Source organism: Leptospira stimsonii (assembly GCF_003545885.1).
GTDB lineage: Bacteria > Spirochaetota > Leptospiria > Leptospirales > Leptospiraceae > Leptospira > Leptospira stimsonii.
On the sequence record NZ_QHCT01000004.1, the window covers coordinates 164566 to 176492 of the forward strand.

General features: G+C 42.9%; 13 protein-coding genes. 4 read left to right on the plus strand and 9 right to left on the minus strand.

The window, feature by feature from the left end:
* Nucleotides 1-187: 187 nt before the first annotated feature.
* Nucleotides 188-1027, minus strand: a complete 840-nt coding sequence (locus DLM75_RS15160; protein WP_118969348.1) for an SDR family NAD(P)-dependent oxidoreductase — start codon at nt 1025-1027, stop codon at nt 188-190.
* Nucleotides 1028-1334: 307 nt separating this feature from the next.
* On the opposite strand from DLM75_RS15160, the gene DLM75_RS15165 reads away from it, so the two are divergent.
* Nucleotides 1335-2273, plus strand: coding sequence for a glutathione S-transferase family protein (locus DLM75_RS15165; protein ID WP_118969349.1), 939 nt, complete (start codon nt 1335-1337; stop codon nt 2271-2273).
* Between the two features lie 461 nt (nt 2274-2734).
* Nucleotides 2735-3631, plus strand: a complete 897-nt coding sequence (locus tag DLM75_RS15170) for a haloalkane dehalogenase (RefSeq protein ID WP_118969350.1) — start codon at nt 2735-2737, stop codon at nt 3629-3631.
* Between the two features lie 118 nt (nt 3632-3749).
* Here DLM75_RS15170 and DLM75_RS15175 read toward each other — a convergent pair whose 3' ends face one another.
* From DLM75_RS15175 to DLM75_RS15200, 6 genes are all read right to left on the minus strand, one after another.
* The gene (locus DLM75_RS15175; protein ID WP_118969351.1) at nt 3750-4457 is read right to left on the minus strand and encodes a FecR family protein; all 708 of its coding nucleotides are present in this window, start codon (nt 4455-4457) and stop codon (nt 3750-3752) included.
* Nucleotides 4458-4573: 116 nt separating this feature from the next.
* Nucleotides 4574-5116 carry a HAMP domain-containing protein gene (locus DLM75_RS15180; protein WP_118969352.1) on the minus strand — a complete coding sequence of 181 codons (543 nt, stop codon included), beginning with the start codon at nt 5114-5116 and terminating at the stop codon, nt 4574-4576.
* Nucleotides 5117-5176: 60 nt separating this feature from the next.
* Nucleotides 5177-6262 carry a FecR family protein gene (locus DLM75_RS15185; RefSeq protein WP_118969353.1) on the minus strand — a complete coding sequence of 362 codons (1086 nt, stop codon included), beginning with the start codon at nt 6260-6262 and terminating at the stop codon, nt 5177-5179.
* A 19-nt stretch (nt 6263-6281) separates the two neighbouring features.
* Entirely contained in the window at nt 6282-6782 is a 501-nt protein-coding gene (locus DLM75_RS15190) for an RNA polymerase sigma factor (protein WP_167731767.1), read from the minus strand.
* Between the two features lie 154 nt (nt 6783-6936).
* Nucleotides 6937-7695 (minus strand): DUF547 domain-containing protein, encoded by a 759-nt coding sequence (locus DLM75_RS15195; RefSeq protein WP_241547946.1) that lies wholly within the window; start codon nt 7693-7695, stop codon nt 6937-6939.
* 154 nt (nt 7696-7849) lie between these two features.
* A complete protein-coding gene (locus DLM75_RS15200; RefSeq protein WP_118969355.1) occupies nt 7850-8377 on the minus strand; it encodes a DUF1564 domain-containing protein in 528 nt (175 codons plus the stop codon).
* Nucleotides 8378-8559: 182 nt separating this feature from the next.
* Between DLM75_RS15200 and DLM75_RS15205 the strand changes: the two genes are divergently transcribed.
* Both DLM75_RS15205 and DLM75_RS15210 read left to right on the plus strand, forming a co-directional pair.
* Nucleotides 8560-9084: a hypothetical protein gene (locus tag DLM75_RS15205; RefSeq protein ID WP_118969356.1), complete on the plus strand. Its 525-nt coding sequence runs from the start codon at nt 8560-8562 to the stop codon at nt 9082-9084.
* Nucleotides 9085-9246: 162 nt separating this feature from the next.
* On the plus strand, nt 9247-9537 hold the full coding sequence (locus tag DLM75_RS15210; protein WP_429945487.1) for a hypothetical protein: 291 nt from the start codon (nt 9247-9249) through the stop codon (nt 9535-9537).
* Between the two features lie 98 nt (nt 9538-9635).
* Here DLM75_RS15210 and DLM75_RS15215 read toward each other — a convergent pair whose 3' ends face one another.
* Nucleotides 9636-9917, minus strand: coding sequence for a TIGR04454 family lipoprotein (locus DLM75_RS15215; protein ID WP_069609767.1), 282 nt, complete (start codon nt 9915-9917; stop codon nt 9636-9638).
* Entirely contained in the window at nt 9914-11878 is a 1965-nt protein-coding gene (locus DLM75_RS15220; protein WP_118969616.1) for a glycoside hydrolase family 5 protein, read from the minus strand. Before DLM75_RS15220 ends, DLM75_RS15215 begins: the two co-directional genes overlap by 4 nt.
* Nucleotides 11879-11927: the final 49 nt, after the last annotated feature.

An 11927-nucleotide genomic window follows, 5' to 3' on the forward strand; every position in this document is an offset into this window, starting at 1 on the left:
GGCATGCAATCTTCCCATCGTTAGCCCTTTCTGAAAGGATTTTTTAAGCGATATCGATTACTACTATGCTTCCCGCCTGAAACACGAAGCGGAAGGACCGGAAGAAGGTGGATACAACGATATACATACAAGACCTTCACCCCCTCGCTCCGTTCGACTTTCTCTTCGAGGAACATTTTAGAATAATCTAATATGTTTTGGAGAGAATTCGGTTCGTTTCCTCCAGCAGTTTCGATTTAAGGGAAGAATTCAACGCCGGACCGGTCAAATTTTGTCGCTTCTTACTATCAAAGTATTGACCGGTAATCCCTGAAACCTCGGGGGAATCCGCGAGATAGATCGAGGTCTCGGCGCCTTTTTCCGGGGACAGAAAGAACAATTTCTGAATACCGGAATAGATAAATCCGATCGGTCCCTTTATTTCTCTTGCAAGTTCGGTGCTGACTACGCCGGGATGAAGCGCGTTAGCCGTAACCTTTGTGCCCTTTAGTTTTTCAGAGAGTTCTTGAATAAAGAAAATATTAAACAATTTGGAATCGGAATAGGCGGTCATCCAAGAATACGACTTTTCCTTTTGAAAATCTTGAACGTCCGGCTTTGCGTTCTTATAGAGTTTGGAACTAACGGCGATGATTCTTCCCTGGTCAGCGGCGATCAGATTCTCGAGGAGAAGGTTCGTAAGTAGAACGTGAGCGAGATGATTGACTGCAAAGTTCGATTCGAAACCGTCTACGGAAAGCGTTCTTACCGGAGAGATCAAACCTGCGTTGTTGATCAATGCGTCGATCTTCGGGAGTTTTTTCGACAATTCTTTACCGACCTTTGCTACCTGTGAAAGAGAGGAAAGATCGCAGAGAACGAAGTCGACGTTTTTGTTTCCCGTTTTGGCTTGAACCTCTTCGATCATCTTTCCGGCCTTATCGGAGTTTCTAACAACCATCGTAATCGCCCAACCTTTGCTCGCGAGTCCGAAGACGGTCGCCTTACCGATTCCTTCCGTTCCGCCCGTAATGACTGCATATTTCATTCTAATACCTTGTTCGTTTTAAAAAAAGAGTGATAGGATATGGACTGATACGGAAAAAAGGATGGGAAGAATTTTCAGCATTCCTCCGTGACAAACTGAAAAAAGAAACTCGAAATTTCCGTCGAAGGACATCAAAATGAACCGAGCTGTGGAACGCCTAAAAGATAAAATAGGTCTTTCATTCGATTTAAAACCTATGAGAAAGAAGCGAAAATAAGAATTTTTGACCTATCTTTTCCAACGTTAAAACGGCTTCGAAAGAGAAATTGATTTGTCCGAAAGAAAGCAATTTCCTATCCTCTGAAGAATGACCAAAGAAAAAGAAATCATTCTTCATCATTATCCGGCTTCTCCTTATTCCGAAAGAGTTCGACTCTTTTTAGGATACAAGAAAGCGAGTTGGTTATCCGTAATCACGCCCGTAACGTTGCCTAAACCGGATCAAACGATTTTGACCGGAGGATATAGAAGGGCGCCCGTGTTGCAGATCGGATCCGATCTTTATTGCGATTCACGATTGATCATTGAAAAACTCAATGGAATTTTTCCGGAGCCTCCGATCTCGCGTGAAAACGCGGACGCGGCATCGGCTAACCTTTTTGCCGAATTAGTAGACGCAGACATATTCTTGAAAGTGGCGAAATTCGTGATGGGATCCTATGCGCAAAAACTTCCGCAAGAACTCGTCGACGATCGTGCGGCGATGCAACCTCAAGAAAAATTAACGAGGGAGAATATGGAGAAGCTGGTTCCGTATCTCCACCTCAGCCTTTCCAAAATTCTTCCCGAGTTCGCAAAGGCCTTGGCGAAAAAACAGTTTTTCGGCGGAGAGATTCCGGCCCGAGGAGACTTCGCGATCTATCAAATTTTTTGGTTCTTAAATACGATTCGTAAATTCAAACCTCTCGTCCCCGGTCATGAAAACCTGCATGAATGGTTTGCAAGAATGAAAACATTCGGCGCCGGAGAATCCGTTTTGTTAACCGCGGAAGACGCGCTCAAAACGGCGTCTGCAAGTTCTCCAAACCCGATCGTTTCCGCGAATGTCGTACCCGAACCATACGACCTCAAAGCCGGGCAGGAAGTGATCGTTCATCCGGAAAATTACGATCACGAACGAATTTTCGGAAAGTTGGTCCACTTGGATGACGAGACGATTGTTCTCGCAAACGACACACCGAAAACCGGATTGGTTCACGTTCATTTTCCAAGACTGCGCTATATCGTTTTACCGAAGACTTCGTAAATTTTTTGGAAAAATCTCTTCCCAGTGAGAAATTCCATTTTGAGGTTTTGATTGGAATATCTCCGAGGTTTTTAGTACCTCGGGGTTTTCAGCGCCGAAAAGTATAAAAGATTCGGTCGAGGGGAGCCAAATACATAAAGTAGACAGAATGTATTACTTCCGATAATGTATCTTATGTCACATTAAAAACGAACGAAAGGTGTCTCTCGAATACTCCGAAGTTGTAAGACATCCTACAAAGGATTTCTCAAAGCCTTCTTACAAAAGTCGGAAAGACCTCTCTTTTACAAAATTCTGAACCGAAGAGAAGAAGATTTGAAATCCAGAATGGAATCTCATCTTCAAACCGAAAAAGTGTCGGTGACCAAAAACCGGCAGGCAACCCCTTTTTCCAAAAACGAGGAACGAAAGGCAGAGAAAAATGCTTCCCGGAAAGAATATCTCGCGCATTCTAAAACCCCATGGAAATTTTAAGAACACCGGATTCAGCCTTCGACAATCTTCCAGGTTACAAGTTTCAGCCGAACTACTATCAAATTCAAAACCTGAGGATGCACTATGTAGACGAAGGAAAAAAGGACGCGAGTGAGACCATACTTTTACTTCATGGAGAACCATCCTGGTCTTTTCTCTATCGTAAAATGATCCCCCCTTTGGCCGCCGCGGGCTATCGAGTCATTGCACCCGACCTCATCGGTTTTGGAAAATCCGACAAACCGAGCGACCCCGAATTCTATTCTTATCAAAGTCATATGGATTGGTTAAAGGAATTCTTTCTCGGGCTCGACCTCAAGAATATGACCCTCTTTTGTCAAGACTGGGGCGGACTCTTAGGACTTCGACTTGTAGCCGAGAATCCGGATCGATTTTCCAGAGTAGTCGCGGCAAATACGTTTCTTCCCACGGGGGACATTCCACCGAAGGAAGACTTTTTGAAGTGGAGGCATTTTTCTCAGAACGTAAAACGACTTTCGATCGGATCGATCGTAAAAAACGGATGTGTATCCGATCTTTCCAAAGAAATCGTCGCCGGCTATGACGCGCCTTTTCCCGAAGAAAAATATAAGGCGGGAGCTCGCAAATTTCCGGCATTGGTTCCTATCACTCCGGATGATCCCGCCTCCGAAGCGAATCGAAAAGCCTGGGAAATTTTAAAAGTTTGGAAGAAGCCGTTTCTTTTGACCTTTAGCGACAGCGATCCGATTACCAAAGGAGCGGACGTTTTCTTTCGAAGACTCGTTCCGGGAACCAAAGGTCAAAAACACATTACGATCACAAAAGCAGGACATTTTTTGCAGGAAGACAAAGGCGAAGAATTAGCCGAGGCGATCAAAAAGTTCATCTCCGAAAATCCTTGAATTATCATAGAAGAATTCGGTTCGTCTGTGGGAACTTGGATTTGAAAGGGGTGGAAGGCGTTTGTAACGACAACGCCGCGTTCGCAGAACGCGGCGAGAACATTCCAATAAAAGAATATTATGGTTTTGGAAAGTTTTCGAGAAGTTCTTTATTCTTCAATTTCTGATCTTTGAGCATCTGATAATTCTCAGCCTTGATCGTCTTAAAAGTCTGAATGATTTTCATCTTCTCCTTCATGAATTCTTTGAGAGGTTCGAGAAGTAATTCCTTTCCGTTCCAGGAGGCCTGTTCTCCCGCTTTCAAGTCCAACTCGCCGCCGGAGGAAGAATTGACCGCAACCTGACCTTCGTTTACGAAAACCCCGTTCGGGATTGAAGAGTCCTCGTTTTTCGGAGCAGTTTCCTGATCTTCACTGATAACGAACTGAGTTCCACGAACACCGGCGGTATAGGAAACGGAAGAGACTTCCAAGTCTTCCTTTTTATTCGATTTTTGAACGTTGGCAAAAAGTTTACCGGAAACCAGATTGACCTTGGTTTTATTTTTGGTTCCATCGGAATAGAGTTCCGAAATTTCTATCTTGGTGAAAGGAGCGAGACGAACCACAGCATTTGCGCCCAATTGAAGATCCGCCTTCCCGTCTCCGGTTTCCACCTTTGCGGTCTTTGTGAGAACAACATTCTTTTTGAGGGCTTCCGTCTTTCCGCTGAGAGTATATTGAACCTTTCCCGTTACAAAGAGAGCGATCGCAACTTCTTCCTCCGCAAAAACGAAATGCGGAAAAAGAAGAATCAAAGAAAAAGGAAGTAAAACGCTACGAATCATACCGAGAAGGTTTACATAGGTTTGGGAAAAAATCTACAATTAATTTCCAAAAGTGCCTATGTTCAAACGGAAAGAATCTCATGGAACATGTAAATTCTTTCGCGTTCGTGAAAAGTTTAACTCTTTGGATTGTTGATCCTCTTTTCTATAACCTGATTGAGAAGGTCGGCGAGCTCCTGAAATTCATCCCCTTTACGGATTTTGATCTTTTTGAGATTCTCTCCATCCGCTAATCTTTTGAGATGATTTTTGATATTGTAAACCGGACCGGCCATCTTATGCGAATAGACTACGGTAAAAATTGCGGTCATTCCCAGAAACAAACCCGATAAAAGAAGAATCCCGTTCACTTGGATCGTAAACATATCCAGCCTGTGATCGTAGTCCGGAAGAAAGATTTCTCTTTCTACGAACTTTTCTCTTTCGACTCCGTTTAGTTCTTCGAAACCTTTTTGATAAACTTTGACGGGATCGTTTCTCAAACGGAATACAACACCCTTGTCAAATTTTGTATAATTCAACCAATAGAGAAAGCCGACGGTCAAAAGAAGTCCGAAAAGAATGAGTAAAGAATAATTCAGTAAGAATTTGAGTTGGAAATCCCGGTCGATGATGTAGTTGCTAAAAATCCTCTTTTTACCGGGGTCGTCTTGTGTCATGCGGGGTCCTCGAGGACTAAATTTCCCGATTTAGCGGCCCCCTGTCAAAGAGAATTTCGTTTAGTGGACTTGAATCACTTCGGATACGGACTCTCGAGGAATCGTAATTTCCTTTTCGAGAGTTTGAACATACATCGCTTTTTCGTCCATGTCAACGATGACACCCTCGATTGTTTTTCCATCCAAGAGGACAATCCGTTCCATTCTTTGAAATTCCGTCAGGAGTTCCTGTTTACTGGAATATCCCTTATTCTTATCCCGAGGAATGCTTTCGATTGGCAACTTATCGAATTCGGAATTTAAGAGATCCTTTTCGGATTCCTTGAGAAGACTCCGAACAAAACCTTTTGGACTCACAAAAATCGCCTGGTTCGGTTCTAAAACCTGCTCCCCTTCCGGCGCGGTCTTTTGAGAATCCGCTCTCGCGCTGACGGCGACTCTACCTTCTAAAACTTGAATCTTGGTTCCTTCGCCGGGAAGATTTTGAAAACTAAAACTGGTCCCACGAACCTCGGCACTGACAGTTTCGGAACGTACGGAAAATTCTTCCTTCTTCAGATTCTTATGAATATGAGCTAAAAGTTCGCCTTTTTCCAAATCGATTCCGATTTTATAATGAGTTGAAAGATCGATCTTGCGGAATGAAACTTGAGAATCCCCGAGCACACGGACCGCAATTCCCTCGGATACTTTCAGATTCAAAAACGCCTTTGAAGAGGTGACAACTCTTTGCCCTTCTTGGATTCGAACTCCCGGCTTGAGAAGAATTTTATCTTTCGGATCGGTAGAAGTTAAATAGGCTTCTCCTTCTACCTGAGAAATCTCGACTCCCCCTTTTTCCAAGCTTAGAGGAGGGCTATCCTTAAGAATAGAATAATATCCTAATGTAATTGCCATTAAAAAAATAGCCGCGGCAGAAAGTGAAATTACGATTTTATTTTTTGCAAAGCGGGAGATGGGAACCACTTTCGATGTCTGGGCACGGGTATAGAGCGACTCAAAGTCTGATTGTTTGGGAGAATACTCAACCCAAGAACTACTCAGACCTTTGCCGAGCCATTCCACGGATGGACTTAGTTCGTTCTGCTTGCCTTCCAGCAGAATTTCTTTTATCTTCTCTTCCCTTTCCATTCCCGATGCTTCCAACTTTTTTTATATGATTCAATCAGGGCTTCAAATTCTTTTTTTCCGCGATTTCAGTCACCTTCGCAGTCGCTTTCACGACCAACCGCGAAGCGGTCGAAACCGAAATGTCCATAATTTCAGCAATCGTAGACAAATTATAATCTTCCATAAACCGAAGGATCAGAGCATATCTTTCGTCTTCTTCCAGTTCATCCAAACAAACCAGGAGGCGTTCTTCCAGATCTTTGAGCTCGGCTTTTCTAACGAAGGAAAGCTTCTTTTCCTGAAAGTCCTGCATCTCGGAATTCCCGCTTTCCTTTACGGTCGAAAATTTCCGCGAATGATTGATGGAACGGTTTCGAGCGATCGTATAGAGCAAACGAATCGCTTGTTCCTTATCCAGGTCCGAATCCGAATACTTCCTGAAAAAATTCAGGAACGTATCCTGCATGAGATCCATAGCCACTTCAGGATTCCCGGAGGAATATTTATAGAGGAAATCAAAAATCTTTCCACTATACTCTCGATAGAGAGCATCCATAAAATCTTTCCGGGAGGTCATTGGAACTACGTTGAAGATGGGAAACCCAATTTCAAGTAAATTCCGCGACCGCTCCAGCCTTCTCTGTCATAAGTTAACAGAGTGAATTCGCCTTTTTTTCAGATTTGCAGTTTTTTTTTCAGAACCGACCGGATTATTTCCTTTGATTCAGATTCCAATCGTAATCCAGATGTTGGATCTCCGCGGAGGCCGGGACCGGGGGAAGTCCGGAATTTGCGTTGAAGAAGGAAATTAGGCTCCCACTTTTACGGGTAAAGTCCGCCTGAAACCACTGGAAAATCTTGGAAAGGTAAAGAATTTTTTTCGATGAATCGTATCGATTGTATTTAGAATCGGAGAGAAATTTTTTTGCAACGGAACTCATTTGTTCTTCTAGTTTTGCCGCTTGATAAGCCTCGTTCAGAATCGGAGGACATCCTTTCGAGGCGCAGTTGATCGCAAAATGAATTCTGGGTTCCTGAAAATCCTTTCTGAGTTTTTCGTGCTCGATCCAGTCCAGATTCTTCTTGGTTCCTAGGAGAGTAAAGAATTCAATTTTCCAGGGTCCGGAAAAAATCCCACCGAGATCCTTGATACTTTTCAGCGGATAATGATCGAGAATCAAACGAATCGTAAACGCGTTATACGCGTTGATAAGAAAGCTCAGTCGCTCCGAATTCGAAAAAGAAGAATATTCCTTTTCGTCGACCGCGCTCAAATTCTGTAAATAAGAATCCAATGCGGAACGATTTGTTTTCCAGGATGAATAATCGACCATTCCGTTTTGAACGTATTTTTTAAGTTCGTTCGAAAATTTGGAATGCGTGTGATCGAATGCGGATACGGTTCCGGTAAAAAATGTGAGGAGCAAAAGGACAAGGAAGGGAGTCATCGGAAGTTTTCGTTTGAACATTTTTTGTTTTTCCTTTTTCTTCTTCGACTGGATTGGAAAGTCCATTCGATCTATGATTTGAGAAAAAGTCAATGGAGGTTTTGGGAAACTTCGGCCCTTCTCCCATGCGTTGTTAGGAGAATCCGGAAACCGTTCTCGCGGGAATCGAAGAATCTTAGTAATATTGAATGCGGTCTTTTGCGTAAATTGGATTCGGAGCGAAAATAAATTCTCTCGAAATCGTGTTTGAGACTAAATCTAAGGTCAAGATATTGCGGTAATAATCGTAAAATGGTGGAGTTCCCACATTTAAAGTTTCACTGATAGATTCTCCAACTCCAATTTCTTCCAGCCAAAGCATATAATTTACGAGAAAACAACGGGAGACACCATGGGCTGTTGCATAAGAACTCAGAACGGCCCATGTCCCAAAATCCATTCTTACGTTGATCCGTTTCAGAGTGCCTTGATTTTTTTGATACATCGTTTTGCCGACTTCCGGATTGATCCTCTTTAAAGAGAGAAGATACTTTCCATATCTTCTCATCAAGACCGGGATTTTCTTTCGGAGAAAAACTTTCTCCTCTGCGTTCAGTCTTTTCCAATATCTTTCCGGGATCAAAAATGTTTCTACATTTGTCTTCCCTTCAACGGCGAGGCGGTCTTCAACTTTCGCAACCGGAGTAATGAATATATTTCCCATACACTATACGGTTCCAATGACTTTCATTTCGGGCGCATTCAAAAGACAAAATTATTTTTTTTATAAGAAGAATACGGACTCTTTCCTAAAAGATCGGATCCGCTCGAAAACAACGCTTTTGAATCAGCGCCTTTTTTTACGAAAAAAAAGGCAGGCCGTTTGTTAATAAACCGAGGCGTCTCATGACAATCGTTTATAACGGAACCGGCGGAGCATTGGGAATTTTTGCCGCACTTGTTTCTATCATTTTAAGTTTTTACGACGTTACTTGGAATCCTTGGGGAATCTTGATTTTTTGTTCCATCCTTAGTCTTGCAGGCGGAATTTTGGAACTCACTTTGGATCAAAGGATTCGTCCACGTTACTTTTATTTGATCCCAGCTTGGCTCGTCGGGGTCTGCGGAATCGGACTTGTCATCCGAGAGATGCACACGTTTTGGGGGAATGTGATCTTTGCGGGAATCTTGATTCCCCTTTCATTTTGGATTCGATCCGAATCAAAAAAACCAGGCGGAAAATGGGTATTTACCCTCATAGGAAGTTTAGTCTTGCTCTTGACTACGCAAATTCTGATGCAAGGAGAAGACGGACCTACCCCTTCGATTTGGAGTCATATCGCAAACGGAATTTCCATCCTCCTCTTCGGGCTTTCCCTCTTCAAGATTTGGTCTGCGAGAAAAAGAGAAGAAGAACTTTTTCCTCCTTAAAATCATTGTGAATCTAAAAATCGAATCGGAGAAAATTTCTCTCCTTATAGGAATCGATTCTTTCGATACAATTCTTAGATGTCCTCATTTTTTCAAAACGAACCCAAACCGGAAAATAGAATATTAGGTTATGGAAATCCGATCCTAATTTCTAAACTTTGCATGGTTGGATTGTTTTGTTTTGGACTTTTACTCGAATTCTCCTTTCCGATATTTTCTCAAAACGAACCCAATCAGAAAACTCAAGAACAACCGGAATCAAAACCCCTTTTACGGGTCTTTCCCTCTTTTCGAAAGGAAGAATGCGACTGGGCGATTCGCTGGGATATCTGTCTGAATTGTCTAAGAATCGGTCGGCGCTACGCGCAAAAGATCCATTTCTATCCTTCGGGTCCGTATCGAGAACACGGATGTTATTCGGAAGAGGAAGGTTTTTTTCTTTTAGAAGAATGAAGTAGGTGAGAAGAAAAAGGTAAATCGAGAGAAAGATTCGATAAAAAAAAAGCAGAGAAGAAGAAATCCTTCCCTGCTTTACTTTGATTGGAAAAATCTTATTTCTTACAAGCCTGAATTGCGGGAATGCTTTTCGCGGACTTGAGACAAGTCAGATCAAATTTTCCAGACATACATTCTTTTTGTAAAACAGGAACTAATGTCGCTTTCATGGTTGCGATGTTTGCGGTATCGTCTGCTTTTTGTCCTGCTGTCAGGTTGGTTAGCATTTCTTCAACGATCGGAGCGCATTCTTCCGCCGAATGTTTTGGTCCGCCGCACATAACAGTCAGAGATAGAACTGCTACAGCGCTTAGGGTAATCATGAGAACTTTTTTCATCTAATCTTCCTCTTTTGAGTATTCGGAACCACTTTAGTCCGATCTTGTTCCCTGAAAAGTGATTTTTTCGACGGTAAAATGGTTATTCCATAATGTAGAATTCCTTTTTCTCCCTTAAACTTGAGTATTCTGGCACGGGCGTCGTACTGATACGAACCCGCATTCACCAAAACTTCAAAGCCATTCTTATAATGAATGTCCGGAATGAATATTTCGGTTTCCGGAAATAAATCTCCTTCTTGTCGAAAAGAAAATTTGAATAGAGAACGTTCCATATCAAAAGACAAGGCCACGGGTAAACCCTTCGTTCGAACCGGATAAGGTCGGCTAAAGGCCTTTACCGCCCGTCCTCCGTCTTCGTCGTAAGCCGTGGGTGTGTCCAATGAATAAATAGAAAGATCTTCTTCGTTCCAACGATCTCCCAAACTGTGAGTATGATCCGGAGTATAATTCCAAAGGGCGAGGTTTACGAAATTTTTTTCGATCGCCTTCATGATTCGATCCAAAGCTTTTTCTAAAACCCCGTAATCTTTTTTGAGATACGCGACTCTCTGATTCAAATCCATCGGAAGTCCCGTTTCTCCGATTACGGTCGGACAATTTCCCATATTTTTTTCGGACATTTCCCGGATCATTCGAATCGTTTCTTCGTAAGCCTTATCGATATTTTCGCTTCCGAAAACCGGCTTTGCTTTGAAAACGTGAACTCCGAACCAAGGAAAATAACGTTTGAGCATGAGCACCGAAACATCATACCAATGTGTTGCGTTCACGACACCACCGTGGTTCTTCTTCGGAGTTTCTTTCCATTCCAACTCGAGTCGAGAGGGATCACTTTCTATAAAAATATGAAATCTACTTTCTACCTTCTGCACTCTTTCTTTGAATTTCTTGATAAAGGGTTGCATAAAATCGGAATAGAATTCGTATTTTCTTCCATTCTTCTTATAGAAGTAATCCGGTTTGAGTAACATAGGAGCGCCGTTCGGATCGTAATCCCAAACTCCGTGATTTCTCCAGATACATTGATGTCCTCGTTTCCAAAGAGGAACTCCGCCCGCATTCAATCGAACCTTTCCCCAAGGAAGACTCCAGAACCCGAGCATATACGCTTGCTCCGCAGAAACGGCGCGCCCTTCAGATAAATACATTTCTTTGAACGGAGGAGTTTTGATCACCTTTCCAAAACCGAAGGCTTCGAACTCTCCCAGATTCTTTTTACCGATCCATCCCGGAGAAGGCTCGTTCATAGAATCAAAGCCGACGACGTGTTTGTATTTTTTTAGTTTGCGTACGATTTTGAGAACGGATTCTATATAATGATCTTGTAAAAAATCCTGAACGTTCTTTCCGCCGATTTTCGTTTCGGGTGCAAATTCCTTTCCTCCGAAGAATAAAGAAAACATCGTTCCGCACGCATACTTCTGATAGTTGAGCGGCCAGGACATTCTTCTATAATTTCTTCCCTGGTGATGATGTACGATTGCGGTTTCGGAATCTCGTATCTTTCCGATGTCCATTCCCAATTCTTCCAAAGTCCATCCGGGCGCCCCATCTCCTCCCGTAAAACGAGACCAAACATCTTGATGTGGATCGATAAATAGATAGAGTCCTTTTTGTCCCGCGAGAGAGACCATTCTTTCTATGTAGTCTATGTATTCCGTATCGTATTTTCCGGGGCCCTTGTGCTCGATCGCTTCCCAAGTGATGATGAATCGTAGAAAATTGAATCCCCACTTCCGAAGACGATCAAAGTGCTCGCCTGCCTGGCTTTCTTCCAAGGGTCTTCCCACAAAGGAAACGTTTCTATGATTGTAGAATGTAAGAGTCTGGTCAAAGTGTGTGGTTCCGTCCGGCTTCGAGGGGACTTTCGCCGATCCCGAAAGATTGACTCCTCTCAACTGATAGATCGTCCCGTCCTTCCCAGCGAAATGTCCGTTCTTTACGAATAATTCTTCCATTTTGTATTTCCCCGAATTGATTTCTTTTTCCCCTAAGTTTCTTTGCTTG

Bases quoted from the DNA above. Each gene is read 5' to 3' on its own strand.
- DLM75_RS15195 (WP_241547946.1), bottom strand. From the start codon at position 7,695: ATGTTCAAACGAAAACTTCCGATGACTCCCTTCCTTGTCCTTTTGCTC.
- DLM75_RS15205 (WP_118969356.1), top strand. From the start codon at position 8,560: ATGACAATCGTTTATAACGGAACCGGCGGAGCATTGGGAATTTTTGCC.
- DLM75_RS15160 (WP_118969348.1), bottom strand. From the start codon at position 1,027: ATGAAATATGCAGTCATTACGGGCGGAACGGAAGGAATCGGTAAGGCG.
- DLM75_RS15170 (WP_118969350.1), top strand. From the start codon at position 2,735: ATGGAAATTTTAAGAACACCGGATTCAGCCTTCGACAATCTTCCAGGT.
- DLM75_RS15220 (WP_118969616.1), bottom strand. From the start codon at position 11,878: ATGGAAGAATTATTCGTAAAGAACGGACATTTCGCTGGGAAGGACGGG.
- DLM75_RS15210 (WP_429945487.1), top strand. From the start codon at position 9,247: ATGGTTGGATTGTTTTGTTTTGGACTTTTACTCGAATTCTCCTTTCCG.
- DLM75_RS15175 (WP_118969351.1), bottom strand. From the start codon at position 4,457: ATGATTCGTAGCGTTTTACTTCCTTTTTCTTTGATTCTTCTTTTTCCG.
- DLM75_RS15215 (WP_069609767.1), bottom strand. From the start codon at position 9,917: ATGAAAAAAGTTCTCATGATTACCCTAAGCGCTGTAGCAGTTCTATCT.
- DLM75_RS15190 (WP_167731767.1), bottom strand. From the start codon at position 6,782: ATGGATGCTCTCTATCGAGAGTATAGTGGAAAGATTTTTGATTTCCTC.
- DLM75_RS15180 (WP_118969352.1), bottom strand. From the start codon at position 5,116: ATGACACAAGACGACCCCGGTAAAAAGAGGATTTTTAGCAACTACATC.
- DLM75_RS15200 (WP_118969355.1), bottom strand. From the start codon at position 8,377: ATGGGAAATATATTCATTACTCCGGTTGCGAAAGTTGAAGACCGCCTC.
- DLM75_RS15165 (WP_118969349.1), top strand. From the start codon at position 1,335: ATGACCAAAGAAAAAGAAATCATTCTTCATCATTATCCGGCTTCTCCT.